This is a genomic window from Fodinibacter luteus (assembly GCF_039541575.1).
Lineage (GTDB): Bacteria > Actinomycetota > Actinomycetes > Actinomycetales > Dermatophilaceae > Fodinibacter > Fodinibacter luteus.
Map to the genome: position 1 here is coordinate 91271 of NZ_BAABGM010000003.1, position 22251 is coordinate 113521.

Genomic DNA, 22251 nt, shown 5'->3' on the forward strand with positions numbered 1-22251 from the left:
GTCGGGCCGGCTGGCGGCCGGCCCGGTCGTCGCGGCGCAGTCGCGGCCAGTGCGCCCGCAGTCGCGGCCAGGGCGCCCGCAGTCGCGGCCAGGGCGCCGTCAGTGCGCCGGCGGTGCGTGCTGCCCGGTCTTGGCGAGGACGTAGTCGGCGAGCCGACGGTCCGCCTCGTCGCCGAAGAGGATCTCGGCGACCTCACGCAGCCCGGGTGAGCCCAGGATGTCGCGGTCGCGGACGACGAGGTCGATCTTGCTGCGGCGGCGCATGAAGTCGTCGAGGGTCACGACCATCTCGTGCTCGGCCGCGGTGTGCAGCTCGGCCCGGAGGTAGTCGGCCGAGCCCATGACGTCCGTGCCCATCGTCGGGTCGGCACGGATCGACTCGAGGAGGTCGAAGGCCCGGCGACCGTAGCGACGCCACAGCCGGTCGCTCAGGGGCTCGGTGCCGGGCTTGGTGCGCAGCGAGTCCAGGCGCATGAGGCGGGCCTGGCGGAAGAACTCCTTGCGCGTCGCGGCGGCGGGCTCGCCGTACCAGTTGCGCAGGTCCTTCTCTAGGGGGACACCGAGGTGCTGGACGTGCTCGGCGACCTCCTCGCCGACGTTGAGGCAGTCGGTCAGCTTGCCACCGAAGATCGTGACGACCGCCCGGGCGTCGTCGCGCTCGATCTCGTGCTTGCGCGACAGCGAGGTCCAGTCGGCGTCGGACTGGTCACCGGCCTCGCGACGCACGACGAGCGGCCGCACCCCGGTGCGCTCGGCGATGACGTCGTCGTGGGTGAGCGGGTCCGGCAGGTCGAGGCGCGCATTGATCTGCCCGAGGAGGAAGTCACGGTCCTCGTCGGTGACCTCGGTGTACGGCGTGTCGACCCGGGTGTCCGTCGTGCCGATGACGGAGCGGTGACCCATCGGGATGACGTAGAAGAGGCGCTGGGTGTCGTCGAAGAACGCGAGCACCCGGTCGTGCCGGGTCGTCGTGATCCGGGGGACGATGAGGTGGATGCCCTTGGAGTAGACGATGCGGTGCGCCGTCGTCAGGCCCCAGGCGGAGTTGAGCTCGTCGACGAAGGGCCCGGCGGCGTTGACGACGACGCGGGCGGAGGTCGTCACCTCCTCGCCGGTGTCGGTGTCGCGCAGCAGGCACACCCACCGGTCGCCGACCCGCTCGGCCGAGACGAGCTCGACGTAGTTGGCGACGGCGGCCCCGGCCTCGACCGCCGAGCGGACGAAGGAGAAGACGAAGCGCGAGTCGTTGTCGACGAGGTAGCAGTCCTGGTACTGCACGGCGCCGCGGGCGGTGCTCGTGTCGACGACCGGCTCGACGGACTCGAGTTCCTCGGCGTCGTAGAGCCGGGGCCGCTTCGTGCCGAACAGGCCGATGCCCCAGTAGGCGGTCGCACCGAGGGCCGCGAACCAGGGGCGGAACGGGGCCGTCTCGTCGAGGGTCGCGAGGAAGGAGATCTCCTTGATGTTGTCCGGGTAGGCCTTCATGAGGCGGTTCCGCGACCGGCACAGCCCGAAGACGAGGGGCAGCTCGTAGTTCTCGAGGTACTTGAACCCTCCCCACACGAGGTTCGAGGACTCCTGGCTCACGAACCCGCCGAAGTCACCCCGGTCGATGAGCGCCACCGAGGCGCCACGCCCGGCGAGGGCGGCCGCGGAGACCGCGCCGTTGATCCCGGCGCCGACGACGAGGACGTCGAACAGGCCGCCGGAGATGCGTGCGATGTTGGCTCGGCGCAGCGTCATGGGTCCAGCGTCCCAGACGGGTCGTGGGCCCGGTACGGGGGTTCGACACGGCACGGGTGCCGGCCCGCGTACCCACCGACAGGCAGTGCACCGCGGCGGGGGGTTCGCCGAGCGTGCCGCCCGTGGCGGGCGGGTCGCACTGCCTGTTCTCCGGTGCGCTCCAGGGCCTCTCCAGGGCTCTCCGGGTGCGCTCCAGGGCTTCTCCGCTGCGCGGGCGGTGGCCTGAAGGCGCGATCCCCGGTCAGAACCGGTAGGTCACCCCGGTGAGCTCCTCGCTGCGCTCCCACAGCCGGGCGGCGAGCGCCTCGTCCTGCGCCCACCGGCTGCGCCCGGCCTCACCCACCGGGCCACGGGTCTCGCCCAGCCCCGTCGGGCCGGTGTAGGAGCCCGGCTCGGCCACCGTCGCCGCGTACAGCACGGCCTCGGCACCCCGGTCCGGCCCGGGGAAGAGCAGCCGCACCCCCCACTGGCCGAGGGTGCCCACGACGGGGATCGAGCCCAGGCCGTCCGGGCTGGCGACGAGGTTGGTCGCCGAGACCCCGGGGTGCGCGGCGGTGGACGTCAGGGGTGCGGTGGATGCCGTGGCGCGCCGCTGCAGCTCGCTCGCGAAGAGCAGGTTGGCCAGCTTCGAGCGCCCGTACGAGGTCTGGGGGTCGTAGCCCTGCGCCGGGTTGCCCTCGCACACGGCACCGTCACCGCGGCGGTGGGCGATCGACGACACGGTCGTGACGCGGGGTGCCGGGGTGCGCAGCAGGTGGGGGAGGAGCAGGCCGGTGAGCGCGAAGTGGCCGAGGTGGTTCGTGCCGAACTGCAGCTCGAAGCCGTCGGCTGTCTCCCGGCGTCGCGGCGGGGACATGACCCCGGCGTTGTTGACGAGGAGGTCGAGCGGCCCGTCGAACCGGGCGGCCAGAGAGCGCACCGACTCCAACGACGCGAGGTCGAGGCTCTCGACGGCGACCGATCCCGGCGCACCGGTCGCCCGGATCCGCTCCGCAGCCGCCTCGCCGGCCGCGGTGTTGCGCACCGCGAGCACGACGTCGGCGCCGTGGCGGGCCAGCTCCCGGGCGGCGACGAGCCCGATGCCGGAGTTCGCGCCGGTGACGAGGGCGCGTCGGGCGGTGAGGTCGGGCAGGTCGTCAGCGGTCCAGCGCATGAGGGGTCCTCGGGGGTTCGGGTCGGCCGGGTGGGTGGAGGTCAGGAGCCCTCGACCGTGCCGTCGACGGAGGCGGCGGCCTCGCGCTCGGCGAGGGTGCGCAGGATGCAGAACTCGTTGCCCTCGGGGTCGGCCAGCACGACCCAGCCGGTGCCCGGGCCGTACTGGCCACGACGGTCGGCCACCTCGACGGCCCCGTGCGCCAGCAGGCGGGCGAGCTCGTCGTCGCGTCCGCCCTCGACCGGCTCGAGGTCGAGGTGCACGCGGTTCTTGACGACCTTGTCGTCGGGCACCTCGATGAAGAGCAGCCGGTGCGTGCCGTCTCGGCTGACGATCATGCACTCCTCGTGCCCGGGCAGGTTGGGGTCACCCTCGATGTCGACGTAGTCGAGCACCGCCTTCCACCACTGCGACAGGGCGTACGCGTCGTGGCAGTCGATCGTCGTGTGGGCTACCCGTGCGGTCATGCGCCCAGCCTGCCATGCGGCTCACACGTGGATGGCAGCGCGGATGCCGTCCGAGAAGACCTCGGGCGGGTCCGGCATAGACCGGCCCACCCTGGTGGCGCGCCGGTGGGCGCTCCACGCGACAGCGCACGCGTCGAGGACGTCGTCGGCCGCGTACCCGCGGCCCTCGAGCACCGACGGGCGGGCGATGCCGGCCGCCGCCAGGGCCTCGAGCCGCGCCGCCCGCCCCTCGTCCGTGCGCTTGCGGGGGAGCACCGTCCCGGCCATGACCGCGAACGAGACCTCCGGGTGCACCTCGACGACGTCCACCGTGGGCCGCGAGCGCAGCCACGCGTCGACCTCGAGGATCTTCGCCCGCAGCGCGAACGCCTGCGAACCCACCCCCTGACCGCTGAGGCCGCGGTTCACGGCATCCGCCTCGACCCGGCTGCCCGCGAGGTAGGCCGGCCTCGTGAGGGTCGTGAAGACCGAGCTCGCGCGGCCGGGAAGCTCGCGGCGGGCGAGCACGTCAGCTTGTCGGATTCCGATGTCCGGCAACCCGATCGGGATGTCGATGCCGACGACCTCCACCGCCACCTCGGTTCGGACCGCCTCGACGAGCTCGCCGATGGTCGGCGCGACGACGACCCGCGGACGGGGTGCGCCCGGGACGAGCAGGGCCCCCACCCAGCCGCCGGGGCACCCGTCGACCCCGAGGACCGGCACGGTGACCTCGAGGCGGGCCGTCGAGGCGGTGGCCCGCAGGCCCTCGACCGCCCCGAGGAGGAGGTCGAGGCCCACCTCGAACTCGTCACCGAAGGCGTACCCCGGCCGCAGGGCGTGTCGCTCGGCGAAGGCGGTGAAGTGCGGGTAGGCGGCCCGCACCTCCGGCCCGAGCACCTCCGCCCCCAGTGCGGCGAGGTCGTCACCGCCGTCGAAGGGCAGGGCGAGCTCCTGGAGCATGAACCCGTACAGGTGGGCGTCGAGCAGGGCCACCGCGGTGCCCGTCGCCGGCAGTGCGAACCCCCCCGCCCGCAGGCACCCGATGACGGCGTCGTGGTGGGCCAGGGTCGCGGGCCCGGGCCGGCGCCGCGAGTCCATGAGGCCGACGGCCCACCGGTGCCGCGCGAGGGCGGCGCGCCCGGACACCGAGCGCTCGCGCAGCTCCCGTCGCCAGTCCTCCCCGCTGACGGGGAGGTGGATCTCGGCGAACACCGCGTCGACCATGGCGTCGAGCAGCGCCTCCTTGCCCGCGACGTGGTGGTACAGCGACATCGCCTCGACGCCGAGTCGGGCCGCGAGCGCCCGCATCGACAGCGCGGCCAGCCCCGACTCGTCGGCGAGGGCCACCGCCTCGGCGACGACGCGGTCGGCGGACAGCGGGGGGCGGGCGGACGGCATCCGGACTCCTGCGCTCGAGGTGGTTTGGCTTGCCGCATCTTACGGCGTAAGGCTACGGTTGCCCTGTCCTGCCAGGCTTACGGCGTAAGGAAGACCATGCGAGCGATCGTCCAGCACCACTACGGCACGAGCGCGCAGCTGCGCCTCGACGACGTCCCCGACCCGGTACCCGGCGAGGGCGAGGTGCTCGTGCGCGTCGGTGCGGCCGGCGTCGACCGCGGCACGTGGCACGCCATGACCGGGCTGCCCCTCGTCGCCCGCCTCGGCCTCGGCCTGCGCCGCCCGCGCGACCGCACCCCGGGCCGTGACGTCGCCGGCACCGTGGAGGCGGTCGGCCCGGGTGTCACCGGCTACGCCGTCGGGGATGCCGTGTACGGCACGGCCCGCGGGTCGTTCGCCGAGCTCGCCCTCGTGCCGACGACGCGACTCGCCCGACGCCCGGCGGCCCTGTCGGTCGAGGAAGCCGCGGCCGTGCCGGTCTCCGGGCTGACCGCCCTGCAGGCCCTGCGGGCGGCGCGGGTCGGCGCCGGCGACCGGGTGCTCGTCATCGGCGCGTCGGGCGGCGTCGGCTCGTTCGCCGTGCAGCTCGCCGTCGACCTCGGAGCCCACGTCACGGCCGTCTGCGGGCCGGCGAAGGCCGACCTCGTGCGCTCCCTCGGCGCCGAGCGGGTCGTCGACCACACGACGACCTCGCTCGACGGCCTCGGTGAGCGGTTCGACGCCGTGCTCGACATCGCCGGCCACCGCCCGGTGCGCCTCCTGCGGCGCCTGCTCACGGAGCGGGGCACCCTCGTCGTCGTGGGCAGCGAGCACCGCGGCCGGTGGCTCGGCGGGCTGCAGCGCTCGGTCGGCGCCGCGCTGTTGTCGCCGTTCGTGCGCCACAGGCTCGTCATGCTCGTCGCGACCGAGGACGGCGCCGACCTCGCGGCTCTCACCGACGTCATCGAGCGGGGCGGGCTGCGGCCCGCGGTGGAGCGGTCGTTCGCCCTGTCGGATGCCGGCGCCGCCGTCGACCACGTGGCCGCCGGGCGGGCACGGGGCAAGGTCGTCGTCGTCCCGGACGGAACCGACCACCCGACCACCTGAACGGGCACGGCATCCGGCCACGAGGTCGGAACTGGTGACCCGGCATCCGGCCTCGAGTGCGGAAGTGGAGGTTCTGGCGACCACGTCCGCCCTCACCGCGAGGGCTGTCGGGCCCTCAGGGGCCGGCATCCCCCGACACGGCCTCCATCAGGTAGACGAGCGCCTGCACGGCGGTCCATCCGTCGGGGTGGCGGGCGAGCAGCTCGCGCGCCCCCTCGAGGTCCTCGCCGAGGGTGACGATCCGGTCCTCGACGTAGCCGTCCTTGCGGTGCTGCGCCATGCCGACCGTCGCGACCAGCCCGTTGCACAGGCACTTGCGCCCGACCGTGTCCTCGACACTGCCGCCCTTCTTCTCGAACATGTGCACCGGCTCGGCGGCACAGCGATAGCCCACCGTGCCGTCCGCGCGCTCGTAGGGCTGGCGGAGGTAGGACAGGTCGCACAGGCGGGGGCGGGCGGCGTACACCTCGTCGTCGCTCACGGTGCCCTCGGCGCTGACGACCTTGAACGGGAAGCCCGTCGGGCTGGCCCGTGGGTCGTTGCGCACGGCGAGCTCGCCGGACCGGAGCCCGTCGAGAATCGTGGTGCGACCGGCGCGGGTGAGGCCGGAGTCCGACGAGAGCGCGAACAGGGTGCCGACCTGGACCCCGACCGCGCCGGCGCGCACCGCGGAGGCGACCTGGTCCGGGGTTCCGTAGGCGCCCGCCATCCAGAACGGCAGCCCGATGGCGGCCATCTTGCCGAGGTCGGCCTCGTCGCGGGCGCCGTAGACCGGCGCCCCCCGCTCGTCGAGCTGCATCCTGCCGCGCGGCGGGGCCGAGTGGCCGCCGGCGGGGGGACGCTCGACGATGAAGCCGTCGGGACGGATCTCGGGGTCGCGGTGGAGGTAGGACGCCAGCTGGTCGAGGGAGACGATCGCGAGGAAGTCGGGGCGGGTCAGCGGCGGCAGGTCGTCGCCGAGCAGGGCCACGGGGTCGACCTCGACGAAGCGGTGCACGGTTGAGCCCGAGACGTCGACGGGGATCCGGCCGACCTCACCGGCCGCGAGCGCACGGAGCAGCTGGGGGACCTCGCGGGGGATGCCGGCCCCCATGAGCACGTAGTCGACGCCGGCGAGCATGGCACCGAGGATCGCGGTCGGGGTCGCCATCTGGATCTTCTCGAGGCAGTTCGTGCCGACGACGCCGTCGTGGCCCTCCTTGGCGAGCCAGACCTCCGCGAAGTTCCCGACGACGGCGAGCTCCTGGCTGGCGCGGGCGGTGTCGATGGTGAGCTTGGGGAGGGGCTTGTAGGGGGCGTCGGGGTGGCGACCGCCCTCGATGAAGTAGCGACGGAGCACGCGCTCGGCCATCGCCGGGCTCGGGAAGTGGGCCAGGGCGCGGCGGTAGTGCCCGCCCTCGTCGCCGTCCTGGAGGCGGCGCGCGAGCACGGCATCCATCGCGGTGCCCGAGATGACGCCGAGCTGGCCGGCGCGGGAGACCTCGCGGGCCAGGCGCCAGCCGGAGACCGCGACGCCCATGCCGCCCTGGATGACCGTCGGCCGGGTGCGGTTCGCCCGCTCGGCGCTCGACGGGGCGTGCGGCGCGCGGCGGAGGGTGTCGGTCAGGGCTGCGGGCATCGGGTCAACCTTCGTCGGGGGGAACCTACGGTCTCGTAGGTTTCGCTACCGTAAGTTACGGTAGCGTAGGTTCGGTCCGCCTGTCATCTCGGCTGGTCGCCCCCCTGTCTTCTCGCGATGGGTGCGGAGATGGCTGCCAGGGCGACCGCTTCCGCACCCACGGCGAGGCGGGGGCCGGCCCGGACCACTCGATCCCGGCATGGACACCCGGCCCCACCGACCGCCAGACTCGAGACCCTGGCCCACGGCATCCGGGCTCCCCACCGGGGTCGCCCCACACCGTGGCTCGACGGGAGGCAGGCACGGCGATGGCAGGTCGAGGACGCACCCCCCTGACGACCCGGCTGCGGTGGACGCTCGGTGCCCACGAGGAGGCCACGCGTACTGGCGTCCCGGTCGCGGAGGTGCTGGGCGGCCGGGCCGAGGCCGCTCGGCAGGAGGCCGACCGGCGCGAGCTGACCCGACGGGATGCCGTGCGCACGGCGGGGCTGCTGGCCGCCGGTGGCGTCGTGGCGGCCGCGGCCGGTGCGCCGACCCGTGCCGGAGCCGCCGAGCCGGACGTCGTCGTCGTGGGTGCGGGGCTGGCCGGGCTGCGGGCCGCGCACTGGCTGTGGAAGGTCAAGGGGATCGCGGCGGCGGTCTACGAGGGGTCGACTCGCCTCGGCGGGCGCTGCTGGACGCTGCGCGACCACTTCCCCGGGTACGTCGTCGAGCACGGCGGAGCGCTCATCAACACCGACCACAACGCGATCCGCAACCTCGCCCGCAGCCTGGGCCTGACCCTCGACACGGTCAACGGCGGCAGCTACGCCGGCTGGGTCGACACGTACCGGATCGACGGCGCCGACTACCCGTACGACGTCGCCAACGCCGACTGGGGCCAGGTCTGGCTCGCCGTCAAGAACGCACTCAAGGCGGCGCCCTACCCGCAGACATACGACACGTGGACCCCGGCCGGCCGTGCCCTCGACGACATGACGGTCGACGAGTGGCTCGACGCCAACGTCCCCGGAGGCCTCTCGAGCCGGTTCGCCCGGCTCATGCAGAGCAACGCGGTCGCCGAGTACGGCCTCGACCCCGCCGAGCAGTCGGCACTCAACTTCGTCTACCTGCTCGGCTGGAACGGCCAGAACAGCCTGTCTCCGCTCAACGGGTCCGACGAGAAGTACTCCGTGCGCGGCGGCAACGACCAGCTCGTGACCCGGATGGCGGCCGAGCTGCCCGCCGGTTCCGTGCACCTCGGCCACCGGCTGACCGCCGTGCAGGCGCTCGCCGACGGACGGGTGCGGCTCTCCTTCAGCACGGGTGGGGGTCCCGGGCTCGAGGTGACGGCGCAGCGGATCGTGCTCGCCCTGCCGTTCACGACGCTGCGCGACGTCGACCTCTCGCAGGCGGGGCTGCGCCCGGCGACCCGGCAGGCGATCGCGCAGCTCGACCTCGGCGCGAACGCCAAGCTCCACCTGGGGGTGCGTCGCCGCCCGTGGGTCGAGCAGGGCTACGGCGGAGCGTGCTACACGCACCTCGAGGGGTTCCAGTGCGGGTGGGACGACACCGCCGACCAGCCGCTGCCCGGGGGCGTGCTCAACCTCTTCCCGGGCGGCAGCCAGGTGAGCGACGGCTGGTCCGGTCCGGCGTTCGGGGTGCCGACGGCATCCCAGGTGCAGTCCTACCTCGCCCAGGTCGAGCCGATCTTCCCCGGCACGACGGCGGCCTACACCGGGGTGGCCTACCGCGACTTCTGGCACGCCAACCCGTGGAGCCGCGGCGCCTACACGGCCCAGCGGCCGGGGCAGTACACCCGGGTCTTCGGGGCCGGGTCGACGCCCGAGGGCAGCATCCACTTCGCCGGCGAGCACACGAGCACGTACTACTACGGCTTCCTCAACGGTGCCGTGGAGTCGGGGGAGCGGGCCGCCAAGGCGGTCGCCCTCTCCTGACGCTCGCCCCTCACCTCGCCGAGGCGGTCGCCCTCTCCTGACGCCCACCCCTCACCTCGCCGACCAGCCCTGAGTGCGGAAGCGGCTGCCGGCGCGACCGCTTGGGCACCCACCGCGGGGACGGCGGACGGACACGACCGCCGCCCGGTGAGCCGGACGGCGGTCGTGGGTGCGCCTCGCGGCGCGGGGTGGGGCGTGGTCAGCCGATGACGGTGATGTTCGCCGCCTGCGGGCCCTTCGCGCCCTGCTGGGTCTCGTACTCGACCTTGGCGTTCTCGTCGAGCGAACGGTAGCCGTTGCTGTTGATCGCCGAGTAGTGGGCGAAGACGTCGGCGGAACCGTCGTCGGGGGCGATGAAGCCGAAGCCCTTGTCGGCGTTGAACCACTTCACGGTGCCAGTAGCCATGGGGATACCTGCTTTCTGAGAGAGGAGCACCACCCGCTCGTCGGGGGACTCCGCGTTGGTGATGCCTGTGTGACCTCTGCTCAGAAAGTGCTCAGCCCCGGCGGGACGTTCTGCGACTACTTCACAACGGAAAGCTCAACAACTGCCCACCACCCTACCGGTGCGACCCCGTCATCGCCGCATCGGGACCCACACCTACGCTGGCGCCCATGGACCAGCCGGATGCCGGTGGGCCGGCCGTGCGCGCCGCCGACCACCCCCTCGCCACCGCGAAGTACGTCGAGCTCACGACGTTCCGGCGCACCGGGGTCGGTGTGCCGACACCGGTCTGGTTCGCACCGTCGCTCGACGACCCGACGCTGTTCGCGGCCATCAGCGTCGACGACACGGGCAAGACGAAACGACTCGGGCACACCCGCCGCGTCGAGCTGCGGGCGTGCGACCTGCGGGGGCGGGTCGATGAGGGGGCTCCCACCTACGCGGGGACGGCGCGGGTCGTCCGGGATGCTGCGGGCGTCGCCTCGGCGCGGCGCGCGGTCGTCGCCAAGTACGGCTTCCCCGCCCGGTTCTCCGACCTCGTCGACTCCGTGGGGTCGAGGGTGGGGCTGCGACGGGCGGCGCGGGCCGGCATCCTCGTGCGGGTCGACCCGGAGCCGCTCGATCCCCGCGGCTGATCGGACCCCCCGCGGTCGTGGCGGGCGCCGGTGCTCAGTCGGGTGGTGCACCCCGTGCCGCGACGAGGAGCCAGGCGCCGACCGCCCCGATCGCCGCGACGACGACGACGTAGCCGACCGCGGCCGGGCTCGACCAGTCGAGCTCGGACCCGTAGCGGGCCAGGGCGAGCGCCTGGAGCACCCCGAACAGCACCCCCGTGACGCCGATCGGCCCGAGGGAGCGGGCGTCGTCGACGAGCCGCGCGTGGCCGGCCGCGACGCCGAGCCCGACGCACCAGGCGCCCACCGCCCGGGCGGTCAACGGGGTGAGCGGCCACGGCCACGCGGCATCCGCCCACCCCGGCGCGACGAGCAGCGCGACTCCGAGCCCGACGAGGACGACGGCGAGCGCGACGAGGGTGAGCCGCACCGGCGTCGGCAGCCCGGCCGGCGCCGGCACCGCGGTGCCGCTGCGGGCCTGCGCGACCCACGCGAGGACCATGAGCACCGGCACGACGGCGTACACCGCGATCCACCCCCACGTCACGGCCCGGGTCGTGCCCGGCAGGTCCGCGGCGAGGTGGAACCTGTCGAGGTGGACGACGGTGACGACGAGCGTCAACGTCGTGAACACGAACACCGCGGGGACGGCCACCCGCGCCACCGACCACCGGCGGGCCAGGGCCCCGCTCAGCTCGAGCCCGACCGCTGACCAGTACGAGGCGCCGAGGAACACGGCGGTCATGGGTGACGCGATCGTCCAGGCGAAGTGGGTCGCCGTGTCGTGCGGGAAGACGAAGAGCTGCAGCCCGGCGAGGAACACGAGCACGGCCGCGACGGCGAGGAGCCGGCGGACCGCGGGGACGGCGAGGTCGCCGGCGTCCGCCCCGGCACCCGGGCCGCTCACCCGGGCGCTCACCGCGGCATCCGGGCCGTGAGGTGGGCGTGCACGGCGGCGACGACCGCGGCCCCGTCACCCACGGCCGTGGCGACCCGCTTCACCGAGCCGCGACGGGTGTCGCCGATCGCGAAGACGCCGGATGCCGTCGTCTCGAGCGGGTGACGGGCCTCGCCCCCCGTCGTCCCCGCGGCCGCCGACCCGGCGGCATCCGCCCTGCCCGCCGCCGCCGTGGCGTCCGCCCCGACGAGGACGAAGCCCTGCTCGTCCCGCCCGACCGCCCCCTCGAGCCACCCGGTGTGCGGCGAGGAGCCGATGAGGACGAACAGGCCGTGGCACGGCATCCAGGCCGCCTCTCCGTCCCCGCGGTCGGTGACCTCGACCTCGGTGAGCCGGCCGTCGACGGAGCGGGCTCCGGTCACCTCGGCACGGTGCCGGATCTCGACGACGGGCGTCGCCCGCAGCTGCGAGACGAGGTACTCGGACATCGTGTCGGCGACCTCGGCCCCCCGGACGAGCAGGGTGACGTGGGAGGCGTACTTCGCGAGGTGGATGGCGGCCTGCCCGGCCGAGTTGCCCCCGCCGATGACGTGCACCGGCAGGCTGGTCATCGCCCGGGCCTCGGTGACCGCCGCGCCGTAGAAGACGCCGCGACCGATGAGGTCCTCGACCTCCGGCAGGTCGAGCCGGCGGTAGTCGACCCCGGTGGCGACGACCGTCGTGCGGGTGCGCGCCGACGACCCGTCGGACAGCAGCACACGCTGCTCCTCGCCGTCGACCTCGAGCCCGGTCGCGGCGCGGAAGAAGTGGAACACGGTGCCGAACATCCAGGCCTGATGGAAGCACCGGAACGCGAGGTGGTTGCCGCTGATCCCGCGAGCGAAGCCCGGGTAGTTGCGGATGAGCGAGCTCGTGCCGGCCTGGCCACCGATCGCCTCCCGCTCGACGACGAGGGTGGACAGACCCTCGGATGCCGCGTAGACCGCCGCGGCGAGCCCCGCCGGTCCCGCCCCGATGATGACCGTGTCCCAGACGACGTCGGGGTCGAGCTCAGTGGTCAGCCCGAAGGCCTCGACGAGCTCGGTGTCGCTGGGGTCCTGGAGGGTGCGCGGGGGCGTCGTGAACTGGAGGTCGAGGACCGGGAGCCGAGGGTCGTCGATGCCCAGGCCGCGCAGGATGCGCCGGCCGCTCTCCTCGTCCGCCTCGTAGAACCCGATGGGGATGTGGTTGCGCGCGAACGCGTCCCGCAGCAGGTGGGTGCGCTCGTCCTGGTGGCCGACGAGACGCACCGCCTCGAACCCGCTCGTGCCCTGGGCCCAGTGCCAGTCGTGGAGGAGGTCCCCGATGCCGCCGTGGAACTCCTCGTCGCGAGGGCGCTCCGGGCGGATGAGGAAGTTCTCGAGGTGCCCCGCGGCGATGGCCCGGAAGACCGGCCCCCGGCTGTCGAAGTCGCCCCACTGGAGCACGACGACGCGCTTGGCGGACGGGTGGACCGACCGGGCCCGCCGCAGGAACGCCAGGCCCTCGGCATCCTTCGGCCCGTAGAACGACACGATGAGGGCGACGTCGCGCTCCCAGTGGCGCAGGCCGTCGAGGATCGCCGTCGCGTGGGCGTAGCGCCGACAGGTGACGACCTCGTAGTCGGTGCCGTAGCGACGGCGCATCTCGGAGTCGAGCACGGCGCGGGTGTCGTCGTCGGAGGTCGCGACGAGGATGACGGGCAGGTCGGGGACGACGGGGCCGCCGACAGCGGCCGACGAGCCTTCGTTCGTCGCGTCGCCGGCAGGGGTGTCACCGCCCCGTCGCCCGGACATGGCTCAAGGGTGGCAGAGCGCGCCCGCCTCGAACAGGGGTTTTCAGCCGGTGACGAGGCGCTGGAGCGACCAGCGGGCGACCGGGGCGTACCCGAGGGCGACCGGCCACAGGGCCCGGGTGACGAGCCAGGCGGTACAGCCGAGCGGGTGGCCGGAGCCGGGGTCGGGCGGGTCGACCCCGTGGTCGAGGGACACCCGGACCGGCCCGCTGCGCACGCTCCACGACCAGGTCCGGGCCTCGTGGTCGACGGCGTCGATGCGGAAGACGGCGACGACCCCGCCCACCCCCGTGACCCGGCCGGTCGTGCCGGGCGAGATGACGGCATCCGGGTAGTGCACCTCGCGCAGGTGCGGCGCCCACACCGGCCACCACGCCGGGTGCGTGTAGCGCTCCCACACGGCATCCACCGGGAGCCGCCCCGAGGCGGACAGCCGCAGGCTGCCGCTGGCGAGCGAGGTGAGGTCCACGACGCCAGTGTCCCAAGCCGGGCCGCGTGCCGGCCACCGCCACCCCGGACGCCCTCCGGTCGAACGTGGCCTTCGACACCGTGGGCCGGATCTGGTCTGCCCCGGCGCGGCGGGTTAGCGTTGCCGGGTGAGCCTGCTGCGCACCGACCGGTCCTTCCGCGAGGAGGTGCGACACCGCGTCCCGGTGCGCTACCTCCCGCAGACCACCCCTGACCACCTGCGGGGCACGTGGCGCGACGCCCGCCCCGCGAAGATCGACGCCTCGCTCGCCGCCGCGCTGCGCCGGCCGACCCACGGCTGGCTCGTCGCGGCCGCCTCGGCCGACGTCCCGGCCGCCCGCACCCTCGTGCGCACGGTGGCCGGGCGCGAGGTCGTCCTGTGGCGCGACACCGACGGCGCCGTCCTCGCCGGTCCCGGTGCCTGTCCCCACCTCGGGGCCCGCCTCGACGCGTGCGACGTCGTCAAGGGCACCGTCCTGTGCCGCTGGCACGGGATGCCGCTCGGACGGCACAGCCAGCCGCCGTGGGCGACCTTCGCCGCGCACGACGACGGCGTCCTCGTCTGGGTGCGGGTCGGCCCGGTCGAGGAGGGTGTCGAGCCGACCGACCGGCCGGTGCTCGCGACCCGCCCGCCGCTCGAGGAGTCGATCGCCTCGGTCATCTCGCTCGCGGCGACCTGCGAGCCCCGCGACATCATCGCGAACCGGCTCGACCCCTGGCACGGCGCCTGGCTGCACCCCTACGCGTTCAGCGACCTGTCGGTCGACGACGACGAGTCGACCGACGACCGGCTCGTCCTCGACGTCGCCTACCGCCTCGGGCGCACCTTCGCCGTGCCCGTGCGCGCCGAGTTCACCTGCCCCGACTCGCACACCATCGTCATGACGATCACCGACGGCGAGGGCACCGGCAGCGTCGTGGAGACCCACGCGACGCCGCTCACCGCGGCCGGGGTCCACCCCGCCCGCACCGTCATGACCGAGGCAGTCGTCGCGACGTCCGAGCGCTTCGGGTTCAAGGTGGCCCGCGGCCTGTCCGCCCTCGTGACGGTGGGCATGCGCGCGTCCGCGACCCAGCTGTGGGCCGACGACCTCGTCTACGCGTCCCGCCTCTACGAGCTGCGTCGTCGCGCGGCCGCCGGGCGTTAGGACGCTCGCGTTCGGGGAGGCGTGGGCCCCGGCGGTCGCCCGCCAGGGGCGGCCGCCCGCTCCTAGCGGTCGCCCGCCCCGCGCCTGCCCCGCGAGCGGAAGGCGCGGATGCCGCGCCGCGCGAGTCGCGGCACCGGCCCCATCCGCGAACCCATCGGCACCGACCACACGCCGTGGCCGGGCAGCCCCCAGCCGGTGAGCAGCCGGTCGGCCGCCATCCAGCCGGTCGTGGCCGCCCGCTCCATGAGCGCGACCGGCAGGTCGCAGCGCACGGCGTCCCCCGCGAGCACGACCGCCGGGTCGGGAGTGCGCACCCCGGGGCGTGACCGCCAGGGCTCGAGCCCGACGAGCACGCAGTCGCGCTCGAGCACCCACTCGTCGTGGACGACGTCGAGACCGGCCGTCTCCGGGTGGACCCGGTGCAGCTCGGTGAGCATCCGCTCGCGCAGCTCGGCCTCGGCGGTGCCCTCGGGCAGGGCGTAGGCGTGCAGCTCGACGACGGACCCGCCGTGCTCGGCGCTCCACCGGGTCGCGTGGTCCTCGAAGCGCTCGAGCACCGAGATGTTGTCGAGCGGCCCGTAGCCGCTCGTGCCGAGGAAGGGCGGCCGCTCGGGCGCGACGAGGCCCGAGAACCACAGCCGCCACACCGCGAAGGCGGGGGCGGACCGGATGCCGGCCACCGCCTCGCGCCACGCGGCCCCGGCCGCGTCGTCACCACCGAGCCCGGGTGAGGAGTGGACGACACGGCGCAGCCCGACCGGGTCGAGGGCGAGCACGACCGCGTCGGCGTGCTCCCACTCGGTGGCGTCCCCGTCGCGGGGGGTGTGCAGCACCGAGACACCCTCGGGGGTCTCGGTGACGGCGTCGACGGTGCGCCCGGTGCGCACGGTGACGCCGAGCCGGTGCAGGTGCGCCCCGAGGGGGGCCCACAGCGTGGCGTCGTAGTCGTCGGCCGGGACGTCGAAGAGCAACCCCTCGGCCGACCCGACGAAGTACATGTGGAACATCGCGACGAGCTCGGCCCCGGAGAACTCGCGGGGATCGGCGAAGAAGCTGCGGGCGAAGACCTCGAGCGCGAGGTGGCGCGCCTGCTCCGGGAAGTGCAGCCGGTCGAGCACCTCGGCGGCGCTCACCCCGTCGAGCGCCGAGTAGGTCGCGGGGAAGTCGACGTCGAGCAGGCCGAGCGCCGCCTCGACGTCGACGGCGGCCAGGCCGGCGAGGTCGAAGCTCGGGCTGCGGGCGACGAACGCCGCGAGGTTCCACGGCGGGGTGCGCGGGATCTTCGCGAAGGAGTCGCGCCCACCGCCGTCGCGCACGAGCGGGTAGTCGTCGAGCGGTCGCAGGCGCGACAGCGTCGGGTCGGTGCGGCGCAGCACGGCGCGCAGGTTGTAGTACTGCCGGAAGAACGCGTGGAACCCGCGGCTCATCTGGGCGGTCCCCCCGTCGGGCAGCTCGACGGGCCACGACCGCACGCGACCGCCGAGCCGGTGCTCGCGCTCGAGCACGGTGACCCGCACCCCCCGCTCGGCCAGCCCCAGCGCCGCCGTCAGGCCGGCGATGCCGCCACCCACGACGACGACGTGCCGCTCACCGGGCGCCACGTCGCCCTCGAGCCCACGGCGGGGTGCCGGGGCCGGCGGCGGGTGGAAGACCGCCCGCCGGTCCCGCCCGGGCCGCCACCGCGGCGTGCTCCGTCCGGGGATCACGACGGCGCGGACCCGGCGACGGTGTGCACGAGGCCGTGCTGCCACCCGCCGTAGGTGCGGTGCCGCACGTCGACGAGCCCGGCGGCGAGGAGCCGGTCGCAGATCGCCGGCACCGAGTCGAAGTCGCGCACGCTCGTGTACAGGTAGCGGTGCAGCGGCACGTCGGACCCCTTTGCGGCGGCGAGCGGGATGATGACGCCGTGGCAGACCGCGGCCCACACGGCCTTGGCGCGTGCGCTGCCGGCGACGGAGTAGTCGTGGACGACGAGGGCGCCGCCCGGGCGCAGCACCCGGGCCACCTCGCGCACGAGGCGCTCGCGGTCGGGCACGTTGCGCAGCAGGTAGGCCGCGAGGACGCCGTCGACGCAGCCGGCGGGGAGGGACTCGAGGTGCGCCACGGCATCCGAGACGACGAGCTCGACTCCGTCGGGCCACGGCTTGGCGTGGGCCTGCGCCACCATGCCCACCGACGCGTCGACGCCGGTGACGCCGAGCCTCGTGGGGGCGCCGCCCCGGGCCTGCCACGCGTCGACGAGGGCGCGGGTCGACGCCCCGGACCCGCAGCCGAGGTCGAGGACGGTCAGGGTCGAGCCGTCGGGGGCGGGCAGCCGTTCGAGGAGTGCGTCGGCCGCGGTGCGCAGCTGCGCGTGGTAGCCGGGGGACAGGGCGACCATGGCGTCGTAGCTCGGCGCGGCCCGGTCGAACGCGTCCGCGAGCACCCACTCCCCGGTCGACGGTGCGGACGTGGTCAAGGTGCCTCCTCGGGCGTCGGGCGGGTCGTGGCGGGCTCGGCGTGCTCGGCCTGCGCGGCCGCCCCCGGGGGGTCGGGCGGCCCGGAGCGCTCGCCGAGGCGCAGCCACACGAGCAGGGTCAGGGTGATCATGCTGAACCCGAAGAGGTAGTCCTCGACCGGGATGTCCCACGGGACCCGGATGCCGGTGATCTGGTCGCCGGCGTAGATGACGATCGGCGCCGACAGCTTCGTGAGCCACCCGTCGACGAGCACCATGAAGAAGTAGACGATGCCCATCGCGATCCAGTACTGGGGCCGGCGGAAGACCCCGGTGCGCAGCCAGAAGCGCTCCACGGCCACCGTTCCCAGGACGGACAGCACGGCGAGGGCGGTGTACTCAGGCATCGCGGCCCCGCCACTGCCGCAGCCAGCCGAGCACCGTGCCGACCGCCTCGTACGTGAGCAGCCCGCAGATCGGGATGACGAGGAAGAAGACGAGCTCCTCGATCGGCACGTCGAGCGGGAGCAGGATGCCGGTCGTGTACTGCTCGCTGTACCACCAGTGGCCCCGGACGATGCCGACGACGTCCCACGCGATGAACACGGCGAGCATCGGCAGCAGCGCGAGGGCGAGCCGCACCGGCTGGCGGTAGACCCGAGCGCGCAGGAGGAACTCGAGCGGGAGCGTGATGAGGAGGCACCCCGCCATGAGCAGGAGGTACTGGTACCGGTCGTCCACGGGCTACCTCATGCCGCCTCGGCGGCGGGCCCGAGGGCGGCAGCCGGGGGCAGGGCGTCGCGGGCCCCGGCCGGCCAGGCCCGGGGGTCCGGCCCGAGACCCGCGAGCAGGGGAACCTGCTCGGTGGCCCACGGTGAGACGGTGCGCCTGCCGGCGAGCACGTCGTCGCGGAACTCCTCCCACGGCACCCACTGCACGTCGTCGACCTCGGCAGGGTCCGGTGCCACGGCGTCGCCGTCGGCCCAGCCGACGAAGACGGGGCACAGCTCGTGCTCGACGAGCCCGTTCATCTCGGCGCGGTAGCGGAACCCGGGCAGCACGAGCCGCAGGTCGTGCACCTCGACCCCGAGCTCGCTGCGCGCGCGTCGGCGCACGGCCTCGGCGAGGTCCTCGCCCGGGCGGGGGTGGCCGCACACCGTGTTCGTGACGACGCCCGGGAAGCTCGGCTTGCTCGCGGCCCGGGTCGTGACGAGCAGCCTCCCGGCCGGGTCGAGGACGTAGCACGAGAAGGCCAGGTGCAGTGGGGTGTCGTCGTGGTGGATCGCCGACTTCGGCGCCTGCCCGACCGGTGAGCCGGTGTCGTCGAGCAGCACGACGGGGTCGTCCGAGACCCACGTGCCGCCGAGGGGGTCGAGGGCCGCGCGGTCGCGGTGCACGAGGCGCATCGGTTCGCGGGAGGTGACCATCCGAGCCGCGAGGGCCGCCTTGCGGACGGTGGGAACCCGTGCGCGAGAGGCGAAGACGTCGTAGTCGGCAGCCTCGATACGCTCGAGGATGCGCGCGTAGAGCACTCGAGCGGTGGCGACGCACCGCCGTGACGCGCCCGGCAGGGCCGGGATGCCGTCGTCGGCCTCGCGGTACAACCGCCGGTTGCGCTCGATCTCGAAGGCCATGAGCGCCCGCCACTCGGGGGTGACGACGCGGGCGTGGGGGTCGGCCCCGAAGCGGCGCAGGTCCTCCTGGGGGAGGTACACGCGCCCCCGGTCGAGGTCCTCGCCGACGTCGCGCAGGAAGTTCGTGAGCTGGAAGGCGAGGCCGAGCGCCCGAGCCGGCGCGACGGCATCCGTGCCGGGACGCAGCACCGGGAGCATCATCTCGCCGATGACGGCGGCGCTGCCGTCCATGTACCCCAGCAGGTCGCCCCACGTGTCGTAGGTACGGCGGGTGAGGTCGGTGCGCATCGCGCCGAAGAAGCGGGTGAAGCACTCGTCGTCGATGCCGCACTCGCGCACCGTCGTGGCGACGGCCGCCATGACCGGGTCGGGGGAGGTGCCGGTGTCGACGGCGTCCCAGAAGGAGGCCTCGAAGGCGTCGAGGGCGGCGGCCGTCGCGGGACCGGGGTCGGGGCCGGCGAGGTCGACGATGTCGTCGGCGAGGCGGGCGAGCGTGTAGACCGCGTGGACGTGCCGGCGGGACTGCTCCGGGAGCAGCCGGGCGCCCCAGTAGTACGTCGTGCCGTGCTCGCGGGTGACCTGTGCGCAGCGGGCATAACCCGCGGCCAGCACCTCGGGGGAGGTGGCGGGGGCGCGTTCGTTCACCGGACCACCGTACGGGGTCGCCGTGGGACGGGTCGGGCCGGGCCGGCGTACTCCTGCACCCGCTGCGCCGCGAGCCGGCCGCTCACGAGAACCATGGGGATGCCGACGCCAGGCTGGGTGCCCGAGCCGGCGAAGAACAGGCCGGGCACGCGGCGGTCGACGTTCGAGGGGCGGAACGGCCCGGACTGCAGGAAGGTGTGCGCGAGGGCGAAGGGGGTGCCCAGGTGCATGCCCTGGGCCCGCCAGTCGTCGGGGCCGACGAAGAGCTCCTCGCGTACGTCGGTGGGGTAGCCCCCCGCCTCGAGGAAGGCGTGCAGGCGCTCGCGCATCGGCCCGGCCTCGCGGGACCAGTCGATGCCGGCGCCGGTGTGCGGCACCGGCTCGAGGACGTACATCGCCGTGGACCCCTCGGGCGCGGCCGTGGGGTCGGTGACCGACGGGACGGTGACGAGGCGCGACGGGTCGGGCATGAGCTCGCCGCGGTCGATGATCGCCTCGAACGCGCCGTCCCAGTCGGTGCCGAAGTGGATGTTGTGGTGGCGCAGGTGCGGCGCCGGCGTGCCGGACGCCCCGACGTGCCACACGACCGCGGACGGGGAGTACGCCCCGGTGCGGACGGTGCGCGGCGCCCGGACCCCGGGGAGCAGCCGGTCGTACACGATCGGGAGGTCGACGGTGGCGACGACGGCATCGGCCGCGAGGCGCTCCCCGTCGGCGGTGGCGACCCCCGCGACGGCGCCGTCACCGCGCCGGAGGATCTGGCTCACCTCGACGCCGAGGTGGACGGTGGCGCCGGCGTCGGTGAGCGCCTGCGCCATCCCCCGCGGGACGGCGTGCATCCCGCCCTCGGGGTAGAACACGCCGCGCACGGTGTCCATGTAGGTGATGACGGCGAGCACGGCGCGCGCCCTGGCCGGGGCGATGCCAGCGTACAGCGCCTGGAAGCTGAAGATGCGGGTCAGCCGGTCGTCGGTGAAGAACGAGTCGACCGCCGGGCCGAGCGCGCCGAGCCCGCCGAGGCGCAGCAGCCGCAGGGCGGTGGCCGGCGAGCGGAGCAGGTCGAGGGGGGAGGAGTAGTTCGTGTCGATGAAGGTGTCGAACTCGACCTCGTGGAGCTGCTCGAGCCAGCGGAGGAAGCGGTCGAACCCCGCCGCGTCGGCCTCGCCGATCGTGGTGCGGATCTCCTCGCGCAGCTCGCCCATGTCGGCGCGGATGTGCAGCTCGCTGCCGTCGGGGTAGACGGCCCGGTAGGCGGGGTCGAGGCGACGCATCGGGACGAGGGCCTCGGGGTCGCCGCCGACGGCACGGATCGGGTCGTGGAGCAGCTCGGGCATCGTCATGACGACCGGGCCCGGGTCGAGCCGGAAGTCGCCGAGGCGGAGCAGACCGGCCCGACCGCCGACGACGTCCTCGCGCTCGAGGACGGTGACGTCGTGGCCGGCCGCTGTGAGGTGGCAGGCGGCGGCGAGGCCGGAGAGCCCGGCGCCGATGACGAGGACCCTCACGCGGACCGCCAGGCGATGGCGTCCGCGAGGCCGCGCAGCGCGGCATCCGCCGCGGGCTCGGGTGCCAGGTCGTCGAGGGCCCGGTGCGCGCGGTCGACGAGGCTGGCGACGGCCTGCTCGGCGCGCTCGCGGACCCCGGCGACGACCATGGCGTGCTGGAGCGCCTCGACCCCGGCGTCGTCGAGCTCGCCGGCGTCGCAGGCGGCGAGGAGTGGCCGGTCGCACTCGGGGAGCAGCTCGGCGGCCCAGCTGAGCAGCACCGTGGGCTTGCCGGCGCGCAGGTCGTCGCCGGCGGGCTTGCCGGTGCGGGCCGGGTCGCCCCAGACGCCGAGGACGTCGTCGCGCACCGCGAAGGCGTCGCCGACGAGGTCGCCCCACGTGAGCAGCCTGTGGACGACGTCTGCGTCGGCGCCGGCGACGAGCGCCCCGAGCTGGAGGGGTCGGGTGATGGTGTAGCGCCCGCTCTTCAGGCGTGCGATGCGGCGAGAGGTCGCGTGGTCGCGGCGGCGCCCGGCCGTGTGCGTGACGTCGAGCAGCTGGCCCTCGACGAGCTCGACCGCCATGAGCCGCCAGGCGGCCCGCACCGGCGCGGGGGTCGGGGCGACGAGCAGGCTCGCCTCGCTGAGGGCGAGGTCGGAGACGAGGGTGGCGACGCTGTCGCCGAAGAGGCAGTCGTCGCCCAGGCCCTGCGCCTCGCGGTGGCGACCGGCCGCGACGACGTGGAGCGTCGGCCTGCCGCGCCGCGAGTCGGAGCGGTCCATGACGTCGTCCTGGATGAGGGCGAAAAGGTGGAGCAGCTCGAGGGCGGCGGCAACCCGGACGACGTGATGGTGGGTGCCGGCGTCGCCCCCCGCGACGACCCAGCCCCAGTGCGCGAGCATGGGGCGCAACCGCTTGCCGTGGTTGCGTGAGCGCTCGGCGAGCTCGCCGACGAGGTCGACCCCGAGCGGGCCCGGGTCGTGCGCGGCCCGGCCCGGCGCGTCGGAGGCGGCCAGGTCGAGGGCCTCGGAGAGCTCGAGGAAGGTCGACTCGAGCAGCGCGTCGGCCTGTGTCAGGGTGCTCTCGACGGGCGCCGTGAGCCGGCAGGCGTCGAGGTCGATCGTGGTCACCTCGGCACTCATCGACGCACCTTCCTCCCGTCCTCGCTCGCGGCCCCGTCCGAAGCCAGACGCCGGTGTGGGGCAGAGCCTAGACAACGAAGGCGCCGATGCGCCATCCAACATTCGACAAACACTGGTCATCCGAGATGGCTGCGGACCG

The 22251-nt window shown here is 74.5% G+C and carries 20 protein-coding genes; 4 read left to right on the forward strand and 16 right to left on the reverse strand.

What is annotated here, in order from left to right:
• Positions 1 to 99: 99 nt before the first annotated feature.
• The 4 genes from ABD899_RS02990 to ABD899_RS03005 all read right to left on the reverse strand — a co-directional run bounded on the left by ABD899_RS02990 (position 100) and on the right by ABD899_RS03005 (position 4743).
• Positions 100 to 1743, reverse strand: coding sequence for a glycerol-3-phosphate dehydrogenase/oxidase (locus ABD899_RS02990; protein ID WP_345202126.1), 1644 nt, complete (start codon positions 1741 to 1743; stop codon positions 100 to 102).
• Positions 1744 to 1984: 241 nt separating this feature from the next.
• Positions 1985 to 2896 (reverse strand): oxidoreductase, encoded by a 912-nt coding sequence (locus ABD899_RS02995; protein WP_345202128.1) that lies wholly within the window; start codon positions 2894 to 2896, stop codon positions 1985 to 1987.
• 41 nt (positions 2897 to 2937) lie between these two features.
• Positions 2938 to 3363 (reverse strand): VOC family protein, encoded by a 426-nt coding sequence (locus tag ABD899_RS03000; RefSeq protein ID WP_345202131.1) that lies wholly within the window; start codon positions 3361 to 3363, stop codon positions 2938 to 2940.
• Positions 3364 to 3384: 21 nt separating this feature from the next.
• Entirely contained in the window at positions 3385 to 4743 is a 1359-nt protein-coding gene (locus tag ABD899_RS03005; protein ID WP_345202134.1) for a DUF429 domain-containing protein, read from the reverse strand.
• A gap of 96 nt (positions 4744 to 4839) precedes the next feature.
• Between ABD899_RS03005 and ABD899_RS03010 the strand changes: the two genes are divergently transcribed.
• Positions 4840 to 5829 carry an NAD(P)-dependent alcohol dehydrogenase gene (locus ABD899_RS03010; protein WP_345202135.1) on the forward strand — a complete coding sequence of 330 codons (990 nt, stop codon included), beginning with the start codon at positions 4840 to 4842 and terminating at the stop codon, positions 5827 to 5829.
• 115 nt (positions 5830 to 5944) lie between these two features.
• Here ABD899_RS03010 and ABD899_RS03015 read toward each other — a convergent pair whose 3' ends face one another.
• Entirely contained in the window at positions 5945 to 7447 is a 1503-nt protein-coding gene (locus tag ABD899_RS03015; protein ID WP_345202138.1) for a beta/alpha barrel domain-containing protein, read from the reverse strand.
• A gap of 308 nt (positions 7448 to 7755) precedes the next feature.
• Between ABD899_RS03015 and ABD899_RS03020 the strand changes: the two genes are divergently transcribed.
• Complete coding sequence (locus tag ABD899_RS03020; protein WP_345202139.1) at positions 7756 to 9384, forward strand: flavin monoamine oxidase family protein; 1629 nt, start codon at positions 7756 to 7758, stop codon at positions 9382 to 9384.
• A 199-nt stretch (positions 9385 to 9583) separates the two neighbouring features.
• Here ABD899_RS03020 and ABD899_RS03025 read toward each other — a convergent pair whose 3' ends face one another.
• Entirely contained in the window at positions 9584 to 9790 is a 207-nt protein-coding gene (locus ABD899_RS03025; protein ID WP_324534528.1) for a cold-shock protein, read from the reverse strand.
• A gap of 209 nt (positions 9791 to 9999) precedes the next feature.
• Here ABD899_RS03025 and ABD899_RS03030 point away from each other — a divergent pair, with 209 nt between their 5' ends.
• Entirely contained in the window at positions 10000 to 10464 is a 465-nt protein-coding gene (locus ABD899_RS03030; RefSeq protein WP_345202144.1) for a PPOX class F420-dependent oxidoreductase, read from the forward strand.
• Between the two features lie 34 nt (positions 10465 to 10498).
• On the opposite strand, the gene ABD899_RS03035 is transcribed toward ABD899_RS03030, so the two are convergent.
• Genes ABD899_RS03035 through ABD899_RS03045 form a run of 3 tightly spaced genes read right to left on the reverse strand, consistent with a single transcriptional unit; the run spans position 10499 to position 13623 of the window.
• Positions 10499 to 11362 (reverse strand): hypothetical protein, encoded by an 864-nt coding sequence (locus tag ABD899_RS03035; RefSeq protein WP_345202145.1) that lies wholly within the window; start codon positions 11360 to 11362, stop codon positions 10499 to 10501.
• The gene (locus ABD899_RS03040; protein WP_345202147.1) at positions 11359 to 13155 is read right to left on the reverse strand and encodes an NAD(P)/FAD-dependent oxidoreductase; all 1797 of its coding nucleotides are present in this window, start codon (positions 13153 to 13155) and stop codon (positions 11359 to 11361) included. Before ABD899_RS03040 ends, ABD899_RS03035 begins: the two co-directional genes overlap by 4 nt.
• A 42-nt stretch (positions 13156 to 13197) precedes the next feature.
• The gene (locus ABD899_RS03045) at positions 13198 to 13623 is read right to left on the reverse strand and encodes a hypothetical protein (RefSeq protein WP_345202149.1); all 426 of its coding nucleotides are present in this window, start codon (positions 13621 to 13623) and stop codon (positions 13198 to 13200) included.
• Between the two features lie 127 nt (positions 13624 to 13750).
• Here ABD899_RS03045 and ABD899_RS03050 point away from each other — a divergent pair, with 127 nt between their 5' ends.
• Complete coding sequence (locus ABD899_RS03050) at positions 13751 to 14770, forward strand: DUF5914 domain-containing protein (protein WP_345202150.1); 1020 nt, start codon at positions 13751 to 13753, stop codon at positions 14768 to 14770.
• Positions 14771 to 14832: 62 nt separating this feature from the next.
• On the opposite strand, the gene ABD899_RS03055 is transcribed toward ABD899_RS03050, so the two are convergent.
• The 7 genes from ABD899_RS03055 to ABD899_RS03085 all read right to left on the reverse strand — a co-directional run bounded on the left by ABD899_RS03055 (position 14833) and on the right by ABD899_RS03085 (position 22100).
• Entirely contained in the window at positions 14833 to 16371 is a 1539-nt protein-coding gene (locus ABD899_RS03055) for an FAD-dependent oxidoreductase (RefSeq protein ID WP_345202152.1), read from the reverse strand.
• 101 nt (positions 16372 to 16472) lie between these two features.
• Positions 16473 to 17228 (reverse strand): class I SAM-dependent methyltransferase, encoded by a 756-nt coding sequence (locus ABD899_RS03060; protein WP_345202153.1) that lies wholly within the window; start codon positions 17226 to 17228, stop codon positions 16473 to 16475.
• On the reverse strand, positions 17225 to 17614 hold the full coding sequence (locus ABD899_RS03065) for a lycopene cyclase domain-containing protein (protein ID WP_345202156.1): 390 nt from the start codon (positions 17612 to 17614) through the stop codon (positions 17225 to 17227). Before ABD899_RS03065 ends, ABD899_RS03060 begins: the two co-directional genes overlap by 4 nt.
• Complete coding sequence (locus ABD899_RS03070) at positions 17607 to 17948, reverse strand: lycopene cyclase domain-containing protein (RefSeq protein WP_345202158.1); 342 nt, start codon at positions 17946 to 17948, stop codon at positions 17607 to 17609. Before ABD899_RS03070 ends, ABD899_RS03065 begins: the two co-directional genes overlap by 8 nt.
• Positions 17949 to 17956: 8 nt before the next feature.
• Complete coding sequence (gene idi / locus ABD899_RS03075) at positions 17957 to 19486, reverse strand: isopentenyl-diphosphate Delta-isomerase (RefSeq protein WP_345202159.1); 1530 nt, start codon at positions 19484 to 19486, stop codon at positions 17957 to 17959.
• The gene (gene crtI, locus ABD899_RS03080; RefSeq protein ID WP_345202161.1) at positions 19483 to 20991 is read right to left on the reverse strand and encodes a phytoene desaturase family protein; all 1509 of its coding nucleotides are present in this window, start codon (positions 20989 to 20991) and stop codon (positions 19483 to 19485) included. Before crtI ends, idi begins: the two co-directional genes overlap by 4 nt.
• Positions 20988 to 22100 (reverse strand): polyprenyl synthetase family protein, encoded by a 1113-nt coding sequence (locus tag ABD899_RS03085; protein ID WP_345202164.1) that lies wholly within the window; start codon positions 22098 to 22100, stop codon positions 20988 to 20990. Before ABD899_RS03085 ends, crtI begins: the two co-directional genes overlap by 4 nt.
• Positions 22101 to 22251: the final 151 nt, after the last annotated feature.

Coding starts and splice junctions, on each gene's coding strand:
- ABD899_RS02990 (WP_345202126.1), bottom strand. CDS start 1,743: ATGACGCTGCGCCGAGCCAACATCGCACGCATCTCCGGCGGCCTGTTC.
- ABD899_RS02995 (WP_345202128.1), bottom strand. CDS start 2,896: ATGCGCTGGACCGCTGACGACCTGCCCGACCTCACCGCCCGACGCGCC.
- ABD899_RS03000 (WP_345202131.1), bottom strand. CDS start 3,363: ATGACCGCACGGGTAGCCCACACGACGATCGACTGCCACGACGCGTAC.
- ABD899_RS03005 (WP_345202134.1), bottom strand. CDS start 4,743: ATGCCGTCCGCCCGCCCCCCGCTGTCCGCCGACCGCGTCGTCGCCGAG.
- ABD899_RS03010 (WP_345202135.1), top strand. CDS start 4,840: ATGCGAGCGATCGTCCAGCACCACTACGGCACGAGCGCGCAGCTGCGC.
- ABD899_RS03015 (WP_345202138.1), bottom strand. CDS start 7,447: ATGCCCGCAGCCCTGACCGACACCCTCCGCCGCGCGCCGCACGCCCCG.
- ABD899_RS03020 (WP_345202139.1), top strand. CDS start 7,756: ATGGCAGGTCGAGGACGCACCCCCCTGACGACCCGGCTGCGGTGGACG.
- ABD899_RS03025 (WP_324534528.1), bottom strand. CDS start 9,790: ATGGCTACTGGCACCGTGAAGTGGTTCAACGCCGACAAGGGCTTCGGC.
- ABD899_RS03030 (WP_345202144.1), top strand. CDS start 10,000: ATGGACCAGCCGGATGCCGGTGGGCCGGCCGTGCGCGCCGCCGACCAC.
- ABD899_RS03040 (WP_345202147.1), bottom strand. CDS start 13,155: ATGTCCGGGCGACGGGGCGGTGACACCCCTGCCGGCGACGCGACGAAC.
- ABD899_RS03065 (WP_345202156.1), bottom strand. CDS start 17,614: ATGCCTGAGTACACCGCCCTCGCCGTGCTGTCCGTCCTGGGAACGGTG.